Source organism: Streptomyces silvae, from assembly GCF_016745505.1.
In the GTDB taxonomy this organism is placed as follows: Bacteria; Actinomycetota; Actinomycetes; order Streptomycetales; family Streptomycetaceae; genus Streptomyces; species Streptomyces silvae.
On record NZ_JAERUC010000080.1, the window covers coordinates 133,720 to 152,804 of the forward strand.

The window sequence follows — 19,085 nt, forward strand, 5'->3', positions numbered from 1 at the left end:
GCATCGGCGGAGTCTAAGCGAGTCCGCATCATTGGAACAACGTCCAGCATGGCACCGTGGTTCCCCTCCTGGCCAACCCGTCCGGTGTCACGCCCCGAACAGGCCCTGTTGTCCCTTTACGCCGTGCTGCGGAGGCACGAGCCCGAGGTGCGCCCACGCCGCGGGGGTGGCGACCCTGCCCCGCGGGGTCCTCGCGAGCAGCCCCTCCCGTACGAGGAAGGGCTCGGCGACCTCCTCGACCGTCTCGCGCTCCTCCCCCACCGCGACGGCGAGGGTGGAGATCCCCACGGGGCCTCCGCCGAAGAGCTTCAGCAGGGCGCCGAGCACCGCACGGTCCAGCCGGTCGAGCCCCCGGGCGTCGACTTCGTACACACGCAGGGCCGCGGCGGCGATGTCCCTGTCGATCCGGCCCTCGGCCTTGACCTGGGCGTAGTCCCGGACACGGCGCAGCAGCCGGTTGGCGATGCGGGGCGTGCCGCGGGAGCGCCCGGCGATCTCGGCGGCGCCCGCCGTGTCTATGGCGACGTCGAGCAGACCGGCGGAGCGGTGGATGACCCGCTCCAGCTCGGTGGGGGCGTAGAACTCCATGTGGCCGGTGAAGCCGAAGCGGTCGCGGAGCGGGGGCGGCAGCAGTCCCGCCCTGGTGGTGGCGCCGACGAGGGTGAACGGGGGCAGTTCCAGCGGGATGGCGGTGGCGCCCGGGCCCTTGCCCACGATGACGTCGACCCGGAAGTCCTCCATCGCCATGTAGAGCATCTCCTCGGCCGGCCGCGACATGCGGTGGATCTCGTCGAGGAAGAGGACCTCGCCCTCCTGGAGCGAGGACAGGATCGCGGCGAGGTCGCCGGCGTGCTGGATGGCGGGGCCGGAGGTGATCCTGATCGGTGCGCCCATCTCGGCCGCGATGATCATGGACAGGGTCGTCTTGCCCAGGCCGGGGGCGCCGGAGAGCAGGACGTGGTCGGCGGTGGCGCCCCGGGCGCGGGCGGCCTTGAGGACCAGGTCGAGCTGTTCGCGCACCTTCTCCTGGCCGACGAACTCATGGAGGTCCTTCGGGCGCAGGGCGGCCTCGACCGCGGTGTCCTCGCCGTCGGCTCCGGCGTCCACCAGGCGGTCGTCCAGCTGCTCGTCCGTGAGGTCGCCGGTGTCGGTGCCGGTCTCGTCCCAGTTCATCTCGTCAGTCCCGCCTAGGGTGTTTCGGTGCCGGTCCGTGCGGTGTCCCGGCCGGCGTACGGGGCGCGCGGCGCCCCTGGGGTCAGCGTGCGCGGTTGAGTGTCTGCAGGGCGGCCCGCAGCAGCTGCGGCACGGGCGCCTGCCCGCCCTCGGCGAGCGCGGCCTCGGCCTGCGGTGCCACGGCGGTCACGGCCTCGTCGGCCTCGCGGGTGGCGTAGCCGAGGCCGATCAGGGCGGCCTGCAGCTGGTCGCGCCAGGAACTGCTGACGGCGGTGCCGATGCCCTGCTGGCCGATGTGCGCGCCGACCGGTTCGCCGAGCCGGTCCTTCAGTTCGAGGAGGAGCTTCTGGGCGCCCTTCTTGCCGATGCCGGACACGGCGGTGAGCGCCTTCTCGTCACCGGTGGCGACCGCGATGCGCAGGGCGTCCGGGCTGTGGGTGGCGAGCATGGCCTGGGCGAGCCGGGGGCCCACCCCGCTGGCGGTCTGGAGCAGCTCGAAGACCTGCCGCTCGTCGTCGTCGGCGAAGCCGTAGAGGGTGAGGGAGTCCTCGCGGACGACCAGGGAGGTCGCGAGTCTGGCCTCCTTGCCGATCCGCAGGCCGGCGAGGGTGTCGGGGGTGCACTGGACGGCCATGCCGATGCCGCCGACCTCGATCACGGCCGTGGTCGGGGCGAGGGCGGCCACCGGGCCGGAGACGAAGGCGATCATGCGGTACGGCCTTTCAGCGTGCGGTGGGCGGCGACGGCCTGCTGCAGTCGGTTCTGCGCGGGCGCGCGCCAGATGTGGCAGATGGCGAGGGCCAGGGCGTCGGCGGCGTCGGCGGGCTTCGGTGGTGCGTCGAGCCGCAGCAGCCGGGTCACCATGGCCCCGACCTGGGCCTTGTCGGCACGTCCGGATCCGGTGACGGCGGCCTTGACCTCGCTGGGGGTGTGCAGGGCGACCGGGATGCCGCGGCGCGAGGCGCAGAGCATGGCCACGGCGCTGGCCTGGGCGGTGCCCATCACCGTACGCACGTTGTGCTGGCTGAACACCCGCTCCACAGCCACGAATTCGGGCCGGTGCTCGTCGAGCCAGCGCTCGATGCCCTGCTCGATGGCGACGAGCCGGTGGCCGAGCTCCGCGTCGGGCGGGGTCCGCACGACGCCGACGCCGACCATGGTGAGGGGCCGGCCGGCCACTCCCTCGACGACTCCCACGCCGCACCGGGTCAGCCCCGGGTCCACGCCCAACACCCGCATGTAACGGGCCCCCTCCGCCGCTCGGTCATCTGTTCCCGCAGGCTATCGGCTCCCGCTGACAATGCGACGGGCCGACGGGGTGTGTCCCGTCGGCCCGTCGGTGTGCTGTGCCGCACCGCCTCAGGCGTCGACCTTCTCCATGACCTCGTCGGAGACGTCGAAGTTGGCGAAGACGTTCTGCACGTCGTCGCTGTCCTCCAGCGCGTCGATCAGCTTGAAGATCTTGCGCGCGCCCTCCTCGTCGAGCTCGACCTGCATGGTCGGGACGAAGTTGGCCTCGGCCGAGTCGTAGTCGATGCCGGCTTCCTGCAGCGCGGTGCGCACGGCGACCATGTCGGTGGCCTCGCTGAGCACCTCGAAGGTGTCACCGAGGTCGTTGACCTCCTCGGCGCCGGCGTCGAGCACCGCACCGAGCACGTCGTCCTCACCGAGCTCGCCCTTGGGGACGATCACGACGCCCTTGCGGTTGAACAGGTACGAGACCGAGCCCGGGTCGGCCATCGAACCGCCGTTGCGGGTCATGGCGACACGGACGTCCGACGCGGCACGGTTGCGGTTGTCGGTGAGGCACTCGATGAGCACCGCGACACCGTTCGGACCGTAACCCTCGTACATGATCGTCTCGTAGTCGGCGCCACCGGCCTCCAGGCCGGCGCCGCGCTTGACCGCCGAGTCGATGTTCTTGTTCGGGACCGAGCTCTTCTTGGCCTTCTGGATGGCGTCGAAGAGGGTCGGGTTGCCGGACACGTCGGCACCGCCCGTGCGGGCCGCGACCTCGATGTTCTTGATCATCTTCGCGAAGAGCTTGCCGCGCTTGGCGTCGATCACGGCCTTCTTGTGCTTCGTCGTAGCCCATTTAGAGTGGCCGGACATCTGCCTTCTCCTTCGCGTCACCAAAATCGATCCGAACCCGAGAGATCCTACCGGGATCGAATCAGCCCACGGTGCGCACCATGTCGGTGAAGAGCGCGTGCACGCGGTGGTCCCCGGTCAGCTCCGGGTGGAACGACGTGGCCAGGGCGTTTCCCTGGCGTACGGCCACGATATGCCCGCCGTGCACCGCGAGGACCTCCGCGCGGGCGCCGACCGACTCCACCCAGGGGGCCCGGATGAAGACGCCCTCGACGGGGCCGCCGGGCACGCCGTCGACCTCCACGGCGGCCTCGAAGGACTCGTTCTGCCGCCCGAAAGCGTTACGGCGCACGATCATGTCGATGCCGCCGACCGTCTCCTGGCCGGAGCGGGGGTCGAGGATCTTGTCGGCCAGCAGGATCATGCCGGCGCAGGTGCCGTAGACCGGCATCCCGGCGGCCACCCGCTCGCGCAGCGGTTCCAGCATGCCGAAGAGGACGGCCAGCTTGGACATGGTGGTGGACTCACCGCCGGGGATGACGAGCCCGTCGACCCCGGCGAGCTCCTCGGGCCGCCGGACCGGCCTGGCCACGGCGTCCGCCGAGGCCAGGGCGATCAGGTGTTCCCGTACGTCGCCCTGGAGAGCCAGGACTCCGATGACAGGGGTGTCGGTCATCGGTGCTTACCAGCCGCGGTTGGCGTAGCGCTCGCCCTCGGGGAGCGTGTCGCAGTTGATGCCGACCATGGCCTCGCCGAGGTTGCGGGAGGCGTCCGCGATGATCTTCGGGTCGTCGTAGAAGGTGGTGGCCTTCACGATGGCGGCGGCGCGCTTGGCGGGGTCACCGGACTTGAAGATGCCGGAGCCGACGAAGACGCCCTCGGCGCCGAGCTGCCGCATCAGGGCGGCGTCGGCGGGGGTGGCCACACCGCCGGCCGAGAACAGGACGACGGGCAGCCGGCCGAGCTCGGAGACCTCCTTGACCAGCTCGTACGGGGCGCGGAGCTCCTTGGCGGCGGCGTACAGCTCGTTGTTGTCGTAGCCGCGCAGCCGGGCGATCTCGTTCTTGATCTGGCGCAGGTGGCGGACGGCCTCGACGACGTTGCCCGTGCCGGCCTCGCCCTTCGAGCGGATCATCGCGGCGCCCTCGGCGATACGGCGCAGGGCCTCACCCAGGTTGGTGGCGCCGCAGACGAAGGGGGTGGTGAAGGCGAACTTGTCGCTGTGGTTGACCTCGTCCGCCGGGGTGAGGACCTCGGACTCGTCGATGTAGTCGACGCCGAGGGACTGGAGCACCTGGGCCTCGACGAAGTGGCCGATGCGGGACTTGGCCATGACCGGGATGGAGACGGCCTCGATGATCTCCTCGATCATGTTGGGGTCCGACATCCGGGCCACGCCGCCGTCCTTGCGGATGTCGGCCGGCACCCGCTCCAGGGCCATGACGGCCACGGCGCCCGCGTCCTCGGCGATCTTCGCCTGCTCGGCGTTGACGACGTCCATGATCACGCCGCCCTTGAGCTGCTCGGCCATGCCGCGCTTGACTCGGGCGGTGCCGGTGGCCGGGTTCTCGGCGGACTGCGGGGTGCTGGGAAGCGTGGACACGGATCGACCTCACTGATGTGGAAAGACGCTGGATGGTGCAGACCCGAGCAAACGCTCCGGGAGCAGTCCACAGCAAGGGCCAATGAACACCGCGTGGATCGTTCTGTACGTACGCCCGGTCCGCCCCCGTGCCGGTCTCAGCTGCCGGGCCGGTCCGCCAGCGCCACCGGCGGCTCGTCGTCCATCTCGAACGCGAGCGGGAACGGCGCGTGCCCCGCGAGCCTGAACAGCCGCACCGTCCGGTGCCTGCGCAGGGCGCGGGCGGCGCGCACCGAGTCGTTGTGGAAGCGGCGGGCCATCGGTACGCGTCGTACGGCGGCGGCCAGCTCCTTCGCCGCGTCCTCGCCGCCCGGGAACTCCTTCACGGCCTCGACCTGCGCCGCCTCGCCGAACACGGCCCGCAGGGCGGTGCTCAGCTCGCTCTCGGCGACCTCGCGCTGCTCCTCCTCGGCCTGCCGCGCGGCGTGCGCCGCCTCGTAGAGCACGATCGAGGCGGCGGGGTCCAGGACTCCGGCGGTGGCCAGTTCCTGGGTGACCGAGGCGCGGCGCAGCAGCTGGGCGTCGAGCGCCGCCCGGGCCGCGTCGATGCGCGCGTGGAGCCGGTCGAGCCGGCCGGCGGTCCAGCTGAGGTACAGGCCGATCGCGAAGAGCGCGACGACGGTCCAGACGATGATTTCGATCACGGGCGGCAAGGCTACCGTCGGCCGGCGTCACCCGGCCCCGCCGGTACGTTCCGAGGCGGTGGGCGGCCCGGGGACAGCGGGCAGCCCCGGGACGGCGGGCGGCCCCGAGCCGGGGGGCAGGGGCCCGCGCTCAGTCCCTGGCGAGGCCGAAGCGCGCGCGGAGCCCCGTGCGTTCGTCGGTGTCCACGGCCGCCGCCCCGTCGGTCACCGTCTCGTACACCGCCAGGATGTCCGCACCGACCGTCGTCCAGTCGAAGCGGCGCACATGCGCGCTGCCGCGTTCCCGCAGCCCCGCACGACGCTCCGGGTCGCCGAGGAGCCGGATCGCGGCCGCGGCCAGCGCGTCGGCGTCCTCGTTGGCGAACAGGTCGCCCGCGGCCCCCTGGTCGAGCACCTGCGCGAACGCGTCCAGGTCGCTGGCGAGGACGGGCGCCCCGGCCGACAGGGCCTCGACCAGGATGATGCCGAAGCTCTCGCCGCCGGTGTTCGGCGCGACGTACACGTCGACGCTCCGCAGCAGCCTCGCCTTGTCCTCGTCGCTCACCATGCCGAGGAACTCGACGCGGGAGCGCATCTCCTCGGGCAGCGAGGCGACCGCCTCCTCCTCGTCCCCGCGCCCCGCGACCAGCAGCCGTGTCTCCGGGCGGGCGGCGAGGATCGTGGGGAGCGCCTTCATCAGGACGGGCAGCCCCTTGCGGGGCTCGTCGATGCGCCCCATGAAGCCGAGCGTGCCGCCCTGCCACTCGGCCTTCGGCTCGGCGCGGGCGAAGAAGTCCACGTCGACGCCGTTCGGGATGACCACGGCGTCCCCGCCGAGGTGCTCCACGAGGGTCCGCCGGGCGTACTCGCTGACCGCGATCCGCGCGCTGATCTTCTCCAGCGCCGGCTGGAGGATCGGGTACGCCGCGATCATGGCCCTGGAGCGGGGGTTGGACGTGTGGAACGTCGCCACGATCGGCCCCTGCGCCGCCCAGCAGGTGAGCAGGCCCAGCGAGGGCGAGGTCGGCTCGTGGATGTGGATGACGTCGAACGTGCCGTCGTTGAGCCAGCGCCGGACGCGCGCCGCGGAGAGGAACCCGAAGTTCAGCCGGGCGACCGAGCCGTTGTACGGCACGGGCACGGCCCGGCCGGCGGAGACGACGTACGGCGGGAGGGGCGTCTCGTCGTCGGCGGGCGCGAGCACCGAGACGTCGTGGCCGAGGCGGATCAGGTGCTCCGCCAGGTCGCGGATGTGGAACTGCACCCCGCCCGGAACGTCCCAGGAGTACGGGCAGACGATGCCGATCTTCACGGAGCTTCCCCCTGGGGTTCCAGATCGGAGATCCAGAGCCGCTGCAGCATGTGCCAGTCCTCCGGATGCTCGGCGATCCCGGCGGCGAAGGCGTCGGCCAGCGCCTGTGTCATGGAGGACGTCTTCTCGGCGCGGGTACCTGACTCCGGTACGGCGACAGGCGGATGGACCTGCGCACCCATCACGGGCGTGCCGTCGTACCAGAGGGTGACGGGCAGCAGCAGGGCGCCGGTCTGCTGGGCCAGCAGGGCGGGGCCCGCCGGCATGCGCGCGGTGTCGCCGAAGAAGTCCACCTCGACGCCCGAGGCCGACAGGTCGCGGTCGGCGACGAGACAGACCAGCCCGCCGGCGCGCAGCCGCCGGGCCAGGGTCCCGAAGGCCGCCCCGCCGTTGTGCGGCAGGACCTCCATGCCCAGGCCCTGGCGGTAGGCCACGAACCGGTCGTAGAGGGTCTCGGGCTTGAGCCGCTCCGCGACCGTGGTGAACGGCACCTTCAGGTCCGTGGTGACCCACGCGCCCGCCAGGTCCCAGTTCCCCAGGTGCGGCAGCGCCAGGACGACGCCCTGGCCCGCGTCGAGCCCCTCGGTGAGCCGGTGGGCGTCCCGGACGTCGATGGATGCCTTGATCCGCCCGGGACTCCAGGTCGGCAGCCGGAAGGACTCCATCCAGTAGCGCATGTACGAGCGCATGCCGGCCTTCGACAGCTCCGCGAGCCGGGCGGCGTCCGCGTCGGGCACCACCCGGGCGAGGTTCGACTCCAGCCGCAGCACGGACTTGCCGCGCCGCTTCCACACCTGGTCGGCCAGGGTGCGGAAGAGGGCGGCGGCGGCGGGCTCGGGAAGCTTCTTGACCGCGCCCCAGCCCAGGCCGTACAGCCCGTCGGTCAGCCGCCCCTTCAGATCGGATCCGGTGCCGCTCACTGCGCGGCCTCGCCGCCCTGGGCGGCGGCCGCGGCGGCGTCGGCCTCGGCCGACTCCCTGCGTACGGTCACCACCCGCTGGACCAGCGTCACGAGGCTGCCCGCTGCGACGATCCACAGCGCGATCGGCAGGAGGATCTGGATCCCGGGGACCCCGAAGCCGTGCAGGCCGGCGAGGCCCGCCGCGACCAGGGAGATCACGAGCCGTTCGGCGCGCTCCACCAGTCCGTTCACCGCGACCGGCAGGCCGATCGACTCGCCCCGTGCCTTCGTGTACGAGACCACCTGGCCGCTGGCCAGGCAGAAGATCGCGACCGCGCACAGCACGTTGTCGTCACCGCTGCCCGCGTACCAGAGCGCGAACCCGGCGAAGATCGCCCCGTCCGCGACCCGGTCGAGCGTCGAGTCCAGGAACGCGCCCCACCGGCTGGAGATCCCGGCCTGCCGGGCCATGTTGCCGTCGACGAGGTCCGAGAAGACGAAGACCGTGATCACGATCGTGCCCCAGAAGAACTCCCCCATCGGGAAGAAGACCAGCGCACCTGCCATCACTCCGGCCGTACCGACGAGTGTGACCGCGTCGGGGCTGACCCCGAGGCGGAGCAGCAGAGCGGCGAACGGTGTGAGGACACGCGTAAAAAATGCACGCGCGTACTTGTTCAGCATGGCCTTCCCGAGGTTCGGTGGGCGCCGCGGCCCCTTCGGCCACCGGCTGGCCCATCGTAGTCACCAGCCGTGCCGCGCAACGGCGGGGCACCCCGTCCCGTCGGATGTCCCGGAAGTCACGCTTCGCCGTGTGCGACGTATGGACGGGTCCCGGTACGGGTGAAAAGCTCGAATGACCGCGGGCGTCGCCGAAGCCGCCGTGACGGCTCCGCCCTGCCCGTGCATCCACTCCCCCAGCGCTTGCGGCACTGCGCCAACCGATCGGGAGGCACGCATCATGGGCGACAGGACACATGCACACACCGGGGCCGCCGGCAGGGCGGCGACGGCCGACGGGCCCGCTTCCCTGCGGAACGTGGTGCTGGTCGGCCACAGCGGCTCGGGCAAGACCACCCTGGTCGAGGCGCTCGCGCTGACGGCCGGGGCGCTGAACCGGGCCGGCCGGGTCGAGGACGGCACGACCGTCTCCGACCACGACGAGATCGAACAGCGCCGACGGCGCTCCGTACAGCTCTCGCTGGTCCCCGTCGAATGGGACGGCTGCAAGATCAATCTGCTGGACACCCCCGGCTACGCGGACTTCGTCGGGGAGCTCAGGGCCGGTCTGCGCGCGGCGGACGCGGCCCTCTTCGTCGTCTCGGCCGCCCAGGAGGCGGATGCCGTGGCGGGCGCGACCCGCGCGGTCTGGGAGGAGTGCGCGGCCGTCGGGATGCCCCGGGCGATCGTGGTGACCCACCTGGACACCGCGCGGACGTCCTTCGACGGGATGACCCGGATCTGCGGCCGGATCTTCGGGCACGACGACCCCGACGCCGTCCTGCCGCTGTACCTGCCGGTGCAGGGGCCCGAGGGGCCGGACGGGCACGCCCCGCTGACCGGGCTCACCGGGCTGCTCACCCAGCGGGTCTTCGACTACTCCTCGGGGGAACGGCGGGAGGTGCCGCCGTCGGGCGACCAGGAGGGGCCGCTCCAGGAGGCGCGGGACCGGCTCATCGAGGGGATCATCGCCGAGAGCGAGGACGAGACCCTGATGGACCACTACCTCGGGGGCGGCGAGGTCACCCTCACGACCCTGACCGACGACCTGGAGCGCGCGGTGGCACGCGGCTCCTTCCACCCCGTCCTCACCGCCGCGCCCGCCGCCGGAGGCGCCCGCCAGGGCATCGGCACCGTGGAACTCCTGGACCTGATCACCCGGGGCTTCCCCTCCCCCGCGGAACGCACCCTGCCCGCCGTCACCACCCCGGACGGCGCCCCGCGCCCCGCCCCCGTCTGCGATCCGGCGGCGCCCCTGCTCGCCGAGGTGGTGAGGACCTCGTCCGACCCGTACGTGGGACGGGTCTCCCTGGTCCGCGTCTTCTCCGGCACCCTGCGCCCCGACGACACGGTGCACGTGTGCGGCCACGGCCTCACCGAGCCAGGCGGCGGCGCCCCGCCGTGCCACGAGACGGACGTACGCGTCGGCGCGCTCTCCTCGCCCTTCGGCAGCCAGCAGCGCCCCCTGGAGCGGTGCGTCGCCGGGGACCTGGCGAGCGTCTCCAAGCTCGGCGGCGCGGAGACCGGGGACACCCTCGCGGTCAACGGCGAACCGCTGCTGATGGAGCCCTGGACGATGCCCGACCCCCTGCTCCCGCTGGCGGTCCGCGCCCACGGCAAGGCCGACGAGGACCGGCTCTCCCAGGGCCTGGCGCGCCTGGTCGCCGAGGACCCCACCATGCGCCTGGAGCAGAACCAGGACACCCACCAGGTCGTCCTGTGGTGCATGGGCGAGGCGCACGCGGAGGTCGCGCTGGAGCGCCTGCGCAGCAGGTACGGCGTACAGGTCGACGCGGAACCCCATCGGGTGCCGCTGCGCGAGACGTTCGCCTCCCGGGCCCTGGGGCGGGGCCGGAACGTCAAGCAGTCCGGCGGTCACGGGCAGTACGCCATCTGCGAGATCGAGGTCGAGCCGCTGCCGCCCGGCGCGGGGATCGAGTTCGTCGACAAGGTGGTCGGCGGTTCGGTGCCGCGGCAGTTCATCGCGTCCGTGGAGAAGGGCGTACGCGCCCAGGCGGCCCGGGGCGTCGCGGCCGGGCACCCGCTCGTCGACGTACGCGTCACCCTGCTGGACGGGAAGTCGCACTCGGTGGACTCCTCCGACGCCGCCTTCCAGACCGCGGGCGCCCTGGCGCTGCGCGAAGCGGCGGCCGACACCCGCGTCCAACTCCTCGAACCGGTCGCGGAGGTCGGTGTCCTGGTGCCGGACGACTACGTCGGGGCGGTCATGAGCGATCTGGCGGGCCGGCGCGGACGGGTCGTCGGCACCGAGCAAGCCTCCGGGGAGCGGACGCTCGTACGGGCCGAGGTGCCGGAGATCGAGATCGGCAGGTACACCGTCGACCTCCGCTCCCTGACGCACGGCACCGGACGGTTCGACCGGGCGTACGCCCGGCACGAACCGATGCCTCCTCAACTCGCCGACCGCATCCGCGAAGCATCGGAAAACACCGCAAAGGTGAGCTAGGCGACCGTATATGGCGCGTTACGCCCGCTCCCGGCCACGACGGCGGGCGGGCGGGGCGCCCGGACGATACGCTGTGGGCCCAGCTCAGAAGGTGTGCGACGTACGGTAGTTGGGAACAGCCGCAGGAGCAGACCGTGCGGGCGAGTGGGGGCGACAGTGGCCAACGACGGATTCGATTTCTCTCCCGGAGCGCAGATCCCGCTCCAGGGTTCGGGGGGACAGGCGGTGGCGACCAACGCCCTCGCCTCCGCCGCGTACCGCGACAGCGATGTGACGGAGATCCTCAAGGCCAACAGCGAGTGGCACAAGTCCGAGGTGAAACCGGGCGAGTCCAAGCTGTTCAAGTCCGACTACTTCAAGCCGAATCTGGGCGAGGCGTTCTCCCGCGCCGTCCAGGAACGCATGCTCGGCGGTGGCCGCGGCGCGCTCATCCAGTCCTTCGGCACCGACCCGCAGACCGTCGTCGAGCACTGCCTCTCCGCGAACGGTCTGCGCAAGGCCCGTGACAAGAAGCTCACCCTGGTCACCCTCGTCCTCGGCGTCCTCTTCCTCCCCGGGCTGCTGTTCTGGGTCCTCGCCTTCCGGCTGCGCGACTTCCTCAACAAGTCCAAGGACAGGTTCTTCCAGGCGCTGGGCGGCGTCCTGCTCGTCGCGCTCGGCGCCGCCGCCGCGTTCTTCCTCGTCGCCATGCCCCTGACCGGGCCCCTGGCCCTCTACCTGCGCGCTTCCGCGATCGCCCCGGTGATCGGCTGGCTGATCGCCAAGCGGATCGCCGAGACGTCCGTACGCGACCTGCGGGCCCGCTGGGAGGGGCTGCTGTCCGGCGCCGGCGTCATCGCGAAGATTCCCGAAGCCGCACCCAAGAGTCCCAACGAGACCGCGCGCGAGGCGCTGCGGCAGAGTCTGGAGAAGCTCGCGGCGGAGCAGCAGTCCAACGCCGTCTTCTACGCCGGTCCCAAGGGCATCCTGGGGATGGGCACACGGTGGGGCGGCTGGCATCTCGCCGAGGAGCTCACCCCCGCGGACCCCGCCAAGGAGATCCACCAGTTCCGCAGCTGGGACGTCGTGCGTGCCATCCATGACCAGCTGAAGCTGCTGGAGCGCGGCCCGCTGAACACCGGTGGTTTTCCCACGCCGTCCGTCAAGCACTGGATCGTCTCCCCCATCGGGGAGAACGCGGACTCCGTCTCCCGGCCCGCCGGGGAGGACGTCGCCACCTTCCAGGTCAAACCCCACGAGATACAGCGCATCTGCAACCACCAGCAGTTCGGCAGCGGCGACCGACACTACCTGGGCGTCCAGTTCACCCTCTGGGACGGCCAGCTGGTGATCACCATGCTGATCACCGTCACCGTGCTCCACGAGACCCTGCGGATCGAGGTCACCGGACACGCGCTGGGTCCCGTCCACGGGCTCTTCCTCAGCAAGCCGGAAGCACCGACCAAGACGGTCAAGAAGGCGGTCAGGTTCTGGGAAACCAGGAAGGTCGCGCTTCCGCTCATCAAGGCGAGCGAGGTCGTGCGGCTCGCCCTCCGGGCCCCTCTGACCTGGTATCCCCCACTGCTCGACTACCTGGGCGGCAAGATCGTCCTGCCCGAGCCCTTCGGCCTGCGCCACGCCTGGGCGGCCAAGCCGTGGGGGCACCGCTTCATGGCCGACGACGCCATGCGCGCCGCCACCCCGGTGCTGCGCGTGGTGCACTCCGCCGCCAAGCGGGTCCTGACGGAGCACGGCGTCGACACCGAGCGCTTCGACAACCGCTCCATGATCCTCAGCGGCATGGTCCAGGACCCCGCCCCGAGGAAGGCCGACGTCTACGACGCCTGACCCGCCCGGGGCAGGACCCTGCTCAGACGGACAGCGGCTCGGCCGGCCACACACCGGCCAGCATCGTCCGGGTGTCCCCCAGCAGCTGCGGGAGCACCTTCGTGTGCCCGACGACCGGCATGAAGTTGGTGTCCCCGCCCCAGCGGGGCACCACGTGCTGGTGGAGGTGCGCGGCGATGCCCGCACCGGCCTCGGCACCCTGGTTCATCCCGATGTTGAAGCCGTGCGCCCCGGAGGCCGCCCGCAGCGCGACCATGGCCCGCTTGGTGAAGTCGGCCAGCTCGGCGGTCTCCGGACCGTCGAGCTCCGTGTAGTCGGCCACGTGGCGGTACGGCACCACCATCAGGTGACCGCCGTTGTACGGGTACAGGTTGAGCACGGCGTAGACCTGCTCGCCCCGGGCGACGATGAGCCCGTCCTCGTCGGATTTCGACGGAATCTCGCAGAACGGACAGCCGTCCCCGGCTCCCGGGCCGCTCGGCTTGCTCTCACCCTGGATGTAGGCCATCCGGTGGGGCGTCCACAGGCGCTGGAACGCGTCGGGCGTCCCCACTCCGATCTGCTGTTCCGGCTCACTCGTCATGCCCGTCAGCATATTGCGTGCTCCCCGCCGCGCGTGTCGCCGGGGGCGACCCGGCCGGCCCACGGCGATGCTGGCGCCATGAGCGACCGCCCCACCGCCCCCGTCCCGCCCCGGCTCGCGGAGTGGGAACGCCGCACGGAGATGCCGCTCCTCGTCGCGTCCCTGGCCTATCTCGCCGGCTACACGGTGCACGTCCTCATGCCGCGCTCCACCGAACCCTGGCGCGACGTCGCCCTCGTCCTGGTGGGCGCCTCCTGGCTGCTCTTCGTCGTGGACTACGGCGTACGGCTCCACCTCAGCGGCCAGGGCCCGCGCTTCGTCCGCACCCACTGGCTGGACACCCTCACCCTCCTGCTGCCACCGCTGCGCCCGCTGCGGGTGGTCCAGCTCTACACCCGGCTCCAACTGCACCGGGAGCAGCCCCGGCTCAGCCTGCACGCCCGGGTCATGGCCTACGCGGGCACGTCCGCGCTCCTGCTGGGCTACACCGCCTCGCTGGCCGTGTACCAGCAGGAGCGCGGCGACCCGGACTCCACTATCCGTACGTTCGGGGACTCGGTGTGGTGGGCCTGCGCGACGCTCACCACCGTGGGGTACGGCGACGCGGTTCCGGTGACGCTGCTGGGACGGGTGATCGCGGCGGGGCTGATGGCGTGCGGACTGGCGCTGCTGGGGGCGGTGACGGGGTCGTTCTCGTCGTGGCTGGTGCAGGTCTTCTCCCAGCAGGACGAGAAGAGGCCCCCGGAGAGCGAGTAGCTCCCCGGGGGCCCACCCCCCGCTTGCGCGGGGAACACATCACACCTGAACGCGGCGCTCCACCACGTCGACGAGCTTGGCGATCGCCTCGTCGCGGGCGATGCCGTTCTCCTGTGAACCGTCGCGGTAGCGGAAGGACACCGTGCCCGCGTTCATGTCGTCGTCACCGACGATGATCATGAACGGGACCTTGGCCTTCTGGTGGTTGCGGATCTTCTTCTGCATCCGGTCCGAGGAGGCGTCCACCTCGACCCGCAGCCCCTTCTTGCGCGCCTCGGCGGCGAACTCCTGGAGGTACGGGATGTGGGTGTCGCCGATCGGGATGCCGACCGCCTGGACCGGGGCCAGCCAGACCGGGAACGCGCCCGCGTAGTGCTCCAGGAGCACCGCGAAGAAGCGCTCGATGGAACCGAACAGGGCACGGTGGATCATGACCGGGCGCTGCTTGGTGCCGTCCGGGCCGGTGTACTCCAGGTCGAAGCGCTCCGGCAGGTTGAAGTCGAGCTGCACGGTCGACATCTGCCAGGTGCGGCCGATGGCGTCCTTGCACTGCACCGAGATCTTCGGGCCGTAGAAGGCGGCGCCGCCCGGGTCCGGGACCAGCGGCAGGCCCTGCTTCTCGGCGACCTGGCGCAGCGTCTCGGTGGCCTCTTCCCAGGCCTCGTCCGAGCCGACGAACTTCTCCGGGTCCTTGGTGGAGAGCTCCAGGTAGAAGTCGGTCAGACCGTAGTCGCGGAGGAGGTTCAGGACGAAGGTGAGCGTCCGGTCCAGCTCCTCGGCCATCTGCTCACGGGTGCAGTAGATGTGCGCGTCGTCCTGCGTGAAGCCGCGCGAGCGGGTCAGGCCGTGGACGACACCCGACTTCTCGTACCGGTACACCGTGCCGAACTCGAAGAGGCGCAGCGGCAGTTCGCGGTAGGAGCGGCCTCGCGCGTCGAAGATCAGGTTGTGCATCGGGCAGTTCATCGGCTTGAGGTAGTAGTCCACCCCGTCGTCGAGCTGCATGGGCGGGTACATGCCGTCGGCGTACCAGTCCAGGTGGCCGGACTTCTCGAAGAGCTTTCCCTTGGTTGCGTGCGGCGAGTAGACGAACTCGTAGCCCTCCTCCTCGTGGCGGCGCCGCGAGTAGTCCTCCATGGCCCGGCGGATGACGCCGCCCTTGGGGTGGAAGACCGCGAGGCCGGGGCCGATCTCGTCGGGGAAGGAGAAGAGGTCCAGCTCGTTGCCGAGCTTGCGGTGGTCGCGCTTGGCGGCCTCCTCCAGAAACGTCAGGTGCGCCTTGAGCTCGTCCTTGGTGGGCCAGGCGGTCCCGTAGATGCGCTGGAGCATCGGGTTCTTCTCGCTGCCCCGCCAGTACGCCGCCGCGTTCCGCATGAGCTTGAACGCGGGGATGAACCGGGTGGTGGGCAGGTGCGGGCCCCGGCAGAGGTCCTTCCAGCACAGCTCGCCGGTCTTCGCATCGAGGTTGTCGTAGATGGTCAGCTCGCCGCCGCCCACCTCGACGTCCGCGCCGTCGTCGGAGGACGCGGAGCCCTTGATGCCGATGAGCTCCAGCTTGTACGGCTCGTCCGCGAGCTCCTCGCGGGCTTCCTCGTCGGAGACCACACGACGCGAGAACCGCTGGCCCCGCTTCTGGATCTCCTGCATCTTCTTCTCGATGGCCTTGAGGTCCTCGGGCGTGAACGGCTTCTCGACGTCGAAGTCGTAGTAGAAGCCGTCCTTGACCGGCGGGCCGATGCCCAGCTTTGCCTCGGGGTGCAGCTCCTGCACGGCCTGCGCCATCACGTGCGCGGTGGAGTGCCGCAGGATGTTCAGGCCGTCCTCGGAGGAGATCTCGACGGGCTCGACGACCTCGCCGTCCCGGAGGGCGTACGCGAGGTCCCGCAGCTCGCCGTCGACCCGGGCCGCGACGACGGTGCGCTGCCCGGGGAAGAGCTCGGCGGCCGTCGTGCCCGTCGTCACCACGTGCTCTTCCCGCTCGGAATCGCGTTGGATGATCACACGGACGTCTGACACCGGTCTCTCCTGACTGAGGGGGTGCGTCGCTTTCCTCTGCGCGCGCATGGGGAATCGTACCGAGCCGGGGGCCCTCGACGCGAAAGGGATGCCGCGCGCTACTCCTCGTCCCCCGCGCAGGCCTCCTCGAAGAAGTCGACGTTCTCGTGCAGCGCCTTCATCAGCCGGTCCCGTTCCGCCTCGTCGACCTGCACGGGCGTGACCTGGGAGGCGCCGCCGAGCCGCCGGAAGCCGCCCCGGTTCTCCAGCCGGCCCTCGACCCGCAGCGGGAGTCCGACCAGGTGGGCGTGGCCCGCGATCCGGTAGGCCTCCTCGTCGAGCTCGATCCGTACGTGGGCGACCTCGGCACCGGCGAGGACCCGGAGCCGTACGACGCCGGGGCCGCGCGGCCCGGAGCGGCGCAGCCGTACGACGGCTCCGGTGATCCGTACGGGTACGGCGGGCTCGTCCCGGAGGTAGCGGGCGCCCGCCAGGCGGAGCGCGGGCAGGTCGCCGGGGGAGAACTCGACGGGTCCGGGGGTCGCCGGGCACCCTTCGGGGGTTCCGGCGGCGGGGGCCCAGGCGAGCGTGATCCCGGCGCCCTCCGCTCCCCGGACGAGCGCGACGACCGCCTCGGTCAGCTCCCTGCTGACACCGGCGGCGACCGCGGCGTCGAACGCCTCCATCCCCCCGGTGGCCCGCTGGTAGTCGACGGCCTCCCGGGTCGCGTGCAGGGCGGCGTAGAGCTGTACGGCGACGGCGCGCCCCTCGGCGACGGGGACGAACGCGGTGAGGCCGCGGCCGTCGGAGGCGGGCCCGACGAGGGTGCCGTCCAGGGCGCTCCGGGCCTTCCTGCGGTGCCGGGCGCCGTGGTAGCCGGCCCGGCCGCGTACGGCGAGGGAGCCGGCGAGGAGGATCTGCCGGGCCGCGGTGCGCAGCTGGTCGGCGCCGGCCCAGTCGGCGGCCCCCGAGGCGCCCTCGGGGACATCGCGCCACCAGCGGATCTCGTCGCTGGGCACGGTGAGGGCGACCAGGATGTCGCGGGCCGAGGGGTCGGCGCTGCGGGTGAGGGCGGTGAGGGCCTCGGCGAGCAGTTCCTCGCCGTCGGGGAAGGCGGTGCTGTCCGGCACGAGGAGGCTGGTGCCGCCGGTGACGGGGCCGGGCGGGACCCAGCGGCTGTAGCGCCCGTGCGCGCCGCCGCGCCGGTGCCAGCCGTGCCGCCGCAGCAGGGCCCCGAGAACGGCGGGGTCCACCTGCGCGGGATCGGGCCCCCGTCCGGGTTCCGGGCCGTCGGCGTAGGGGTGCGCGCGGCTGCCCGCCGGGACCGTTCCTCCGGTGGGATCGTCCGTCGACCGGTGCATCAGGGTCTCCCTCCCGCCCCGACCCGGGCCATGATGTCGCAGAGTGCGCGGTCGTCGAAGATGCGCGAGGTCGGGATCCGTACGGTGGTCCGGTGCCTGCCCGTCACCGGGTGGCCGGCCAGGTTCGTCCAGTAGCAGCAGTGCCGCAGGTCCAGCCGGTCGTGTCCGGCCCGCAGCCAGTCGTCCTGGCTGCGGGGCACGAGCATCACGACGAGGATCTTGTGCACCGACACGGGGGTGCGCGCGAGCTTCACCAGGTGGGCGTTGTCGAGGGTGAAGGAGAACGTGGCGCCGGGCGGGTGCGGGGGGATCTGGTAGGTGCACTTGAGCTGCACCTTGATGGTCACCTCGTCGTCGACGGTGTGGCCGGGGGCGCCGTGGCTGACGTGCCAGTCGATGCCGTTGTCGGGGAAGGGCTGCGAGAGCGAGCAGCCCGCTGCGGCCGCGACCGCGTGGAGGTAGCCCACCTGGAGGGTCTCCATGCAGGCGGTGGTGGCGAGTGTGCCGCGCAGTGGTGGTGTGCTCCGCTGCTGCGGCGGCTTTCCCCCGTGGTCCTCGGTGCGGGCGGGACTCCCTGGGTTCGGCTGCGCGAGCGCCATGGCTCCGTGCCTTCCGGGCTGTGCCGACCGGTTGCCCGGTCTCCACTGACGGGCTGGTCAACTTCCTTTCCCGTCACTTGTGTTGTCACCGCAGGAGCCGGCCCGTAAACGGCGTATCAGGCATAGGGTGCGGGTATCACCGAACCGGGCAGAGGAATCCCGTCATCTGCCGTGCAGGCGCGAGGAGTTCGGGGATGATGCATTGGTTCGAGGGGCCGCTGGCGGCTTTTGACACCGAGACAACAGGCGTGGACGTCGAGGAGGACCGGATCGTGTCGGCCGCCCTGGTCGTCCAGGACGCGGCGGGCGGACGGCTCCGCGTCACCCGCTGGCTGGTCAATCCGGGGATTCCGGTGCCGCCCGGCGCCACCGAGATCCACGGTCTGACCGACGACCATCTGCAGCGCAACGGCCGGTGGCCCGCACCGGTCGTCGAGGAGATAGCCCGGGCGCTGGCGGAGCAGTGCGCGACGGGACGGCCGCTGGTCGTGATGAACGCGCCGTTCGATCTGACCCTGCTGGACCGGGAGCTGAGGCGCCACCGGGCGTCGTCCCTGGCCGGCTACCTGCGGAACAAGCCGCTGTGCGTGCTGGACCCGCGGGTGCTGGACAAACATCTGGACCGCTACCGCAAGGGCCGTCGCACGCTGACGGACCTGTGCGAGCTGTACGGGGTCACGCTGGACGGCGCGCATGACGCGGCGGCCGACGCGGCGGCGTCGCTCGAACTGGTCCGGGCGGTGGGGCGGCGGTTCTCCGCCCGGCTGGAGCGGCTGTCACCGGCGGAGGTGCACTCGTTGCAGGCGGTGTGGCACGCGGCCCAGGCGCGCGGTCTGCAGGCGTGGTTCGAGAAGAACGGGGCGCCGGAGCCGGTGGATCCGGCGTGGCCGTTGCGTCCGGAGCTGCCCGCGGCGGCCTGACCGGCACCGGGTACGCGAAAGCCGGTCCGTCGATGACTCCGACGGACCGGCTCTTCCCGGGTGGGCGATACTGGTTTCGAACCAGTGACCTCTTCGGTGTGAACGAAGCGCTCTC

General features: G+C 71.7%; 18 protein-coding genes. 4 read left to right on the plus strand and 14 right to left on the minus strand.

The window, feature by feature from the left end; translation table 11 throughout:
- Positions 1-87: 87 nt before the first annotated feature.
- The 10 genes from ruvB to pgsA form a co-directional block, all read right to left on the minus strand.
- A complete protein-coding gene (gene ruvB / locus JKV81_RS11195) occupies positions 88-1,173 on the minus strand; it encodes a Holliday junction branch migration DNA helicase RuvB (protein WP_124279721.1) in 1,086 nt (361 codons plus the stop codon).
- Positions 1,174-1,255: 82 nt separating this feature from the next.
- A complete protein-coding gene (gene ruvA, locus JKV81_RS11200; protein WP_124279720.1) occupies positions 1,256-1,882 on the minus strand; it encodes a Holliday junction branch migration protein RuvA in 627 nt (208 codons plus the stop codon).
- Complete coding sequence (ruvC, locus tag JKV81_RS11205; RefSeq protein ID WP_033304357.1) at positions 1,879-2,412, minus strand: crossover junction endodeoxyribonuclease RuvC; 534 nt, start codon at positions 2,410-2,412, stop codon at positions 1,879-1,881. Before ruvC ends, ruvA begins: the two co-directional genes overlap by 4 nt.
- A 120-nt stretch (positions 2,413-2,532) precedes the next feature.
- The gene (locus JKV81_RS11210) at positions 2,533-3,285 is read right to left on the minus strand and encodes a YebC/PmpR family DNA-binding transcriptional regulator (RefSeq protein ID WP_099176837.1); all 753 of its coding nucleotides are present in this window, start codon (positions 3,283-3,285) and stop codon (positions 2,533-2,535) included.
- A 61-nt stretch (positions 3,286-3,346) separates the two neighbouring features.
- Positions 3,347-3,940: a pyridoxal 5'-phosphate synthase glutaminase subunit PdxT gene (gene pdxT, locus JKV81_RS11215; RefSeq protein WP_099176836.1), complete on the minus strand. Its 594-nt coding sequence runs from the start codon at positions 3,938-3,940 to the stop codon at positions 3,347-3,349.
- Between the two features lie 6 nt (positions 3,941-3,946).
- Positions 3,947-4,867: a pyridoxal 5'-phosphate synthase lyase subunit PdxS gene (pdxS, locus tag JKV81_RS11220; protein WP_099176835.1), complete on the minus strand. Its 921-nt coding sequence runs from the start codon at positions 4,865-4,867 to the stop codon at positions 3,947-3,949.
- A 137-nt stretch (positions 4,868-5,004) separates the two neighbouring features.
- Positions 5,005-5,550 carry a hypothetical protein gene (locus JKV81_RS11225; protein WP_099176834.1) on the minus strand — a complete coding sequence of 182 codons (546 nt, stop codon included), beginning with the start codon at positions 5,548-5,550 and terminating at the stop codon, positions 5,005-5,007.
- Positions 5,551-5,680: 130 nt separating this feature from the next.
- On the minus strand, positions 5,681-6,841 hold the full coding sequence (locus tag JKV81_RS11230; RefSeq protein WP_129261377.1) for a glycosyltransferase family 4 protein: 1,161 nt from the start codon (positions 6,839-6,841) through the stop codon (positions 5,681-5,683).
- Complete coding sequence (locus JKV81_RS11235; RefSeq protein ID WP_129261380.1) at positions 6,838-7,761, minus strand: phosphatidylinositol mannoside acyltransferase; 924 nt, start codon at positions 7,759-7,761, stop codon at positions 6,838-6,840. Before JKV81_RS11235 ends, JKV81_RS11230 begins: the two co-directional genes overlap by 4 nt.
- The gene (pgsA, locus tag JKV81_RS11240) at positions 7,758-8,426 is read right to left on the minus strand and encodes a phosphatidylinositol phosphate synthase (protein WP_099176831.1); all 669 of its coding nucleotides are present in this window, start codon (positions 8,424-8,426) and stop codon (positions 7,758-7,760) included. The genes JKV81_RS11235 and pgsA overlap by 4 nt, the downstream gene beginning before the upstream one ends.
- A gap of 277 nt (positions 8,427-8,703) precedes the next feature.
- Between pgsA and JKV81_RS11245 the strand changes: the two genes are divergently transcribed.
- Together JKV81_RS11245 and JKV81_RS11250 are read left to right on the plus strand one after the other, a co-directional pair.
- Positions 8,704-10,929: an elongation factor G-like protein EF-G2 gene (locus JKV81_RS11245; RefSeq protein WP_202075585.1), complete on the plus strand. Its 2,226-nt coding sequence runs from the start codon at positions 8,704-8,706 to the stop codon at positions 10,927-10,929.
- A gap of 156 nt (positions 10,930-11,085) precedes the next feature.
- The gene (locus JKV81_RS11250; RefSeq protein WP_129266874.1) at positions 11,086-12,756 is read left to right on the plus strand and encodes an AbeC-like domain-containing protein; all 1,671 of its coding nucleotides are present in this window, start codon (positions 11,086-11,088) and stop codon (positions 12,754-12,756) included.
- A 22-nt stretch (positions 12,757-12,778) separates the two neighbouring features.
- Here JKV81_RS11250 and JKV81_RS11255 read toward each other — a convergent pair whose 3' ends face one another.
- The gene (locus tag JKV81_RS11255; protein ID WP_124279713.1) at positions 12,779-13,351 is read right to left on the minus strand and encodes an HIT family protein; all 573 of its coding nucleotides are present in this window, start codon (positions 13,349-13,351) and stop codon (positions 12,779-12,781) included.
- A 66-nt stretch (positions 13,352-13,417) separates the two neighbouring features.
- On the opposite strand from JKV81_RS11255, the gene JKV81_RS11260 reads away from it, so the two are divergent.
- Positions 13,418-14,095 carry a potassium channel family protein gene (locus tag JKV81_RS11260; RefSeq protein ID WP_202075586.1) on the plus strand — a complete coding sequence of 226 codons (678 nt, stop codon included), beginning with the start codon at positions 13,418-13,420 and terminating at the stop codon, positions 14,093-14,095.
- A 39-nt stretch (positions 14,096-14,134) separates the two neighbouring features.
- Here the strand turns inward: JKV81_RS11260 and thrS are convergent, their stop codons facing one another.
- The 3 genes from thrS to JKV81_RS11275 form a co-directional block, all read right to left on the minus strand.
- The gene (gene thrS, locus JKV81_RS11265) at positions 14,135-16,111 is read right to left on the minus strand and encodes a threonine--tRNA ligase (protein WP_099176826.1); all 1,977 of its coding nucleotides are present in this window, start codon (positions 16,109-16,111) and stop codon (positions 14,135-14,137) included.
- 98 nt (positions 16,112-16,209) lie between these two features.
- Positions 16,210-17,451: a hypothetical protein gene (locus JKV81_RS11270; RefSeq protein WP_202075587.1), complete on the minus strand. Its 1,242-nt coding sequence runs from the start codon at positions 17,449-17,451 to the stop codon at positions 16,210-16,212.
- A complete protein-coding gene (locus JKV81_RS11275; protein WP_187281983.1) occupies positions 17,451-18,050 on the minus strand; it encodes a DUF4365 domain-containing protein in 600 nt (199 codons plus the stop codon). Before JKV81_RS11275 ends, JKV81_RS11270 begins: the two co-directional genes overlap by 1 nt.
- Before the next feature lie 194 nt (positions 18,051-18,244).
- Between JKV81_RS11275 and JKV81_RS11280 the strand changes: the two genes are divergently transcribed.
- Entirely contained in the window at positions 18,245-18,970 is a 726-nt protein-coding gene (locus JKV81_RS11280; protein WP_129261388.1) for a 3'-5' exonuclease, read from the plus strand.
- Positions 18,971-19,085 lie beyond the last annotated feature (115 nt).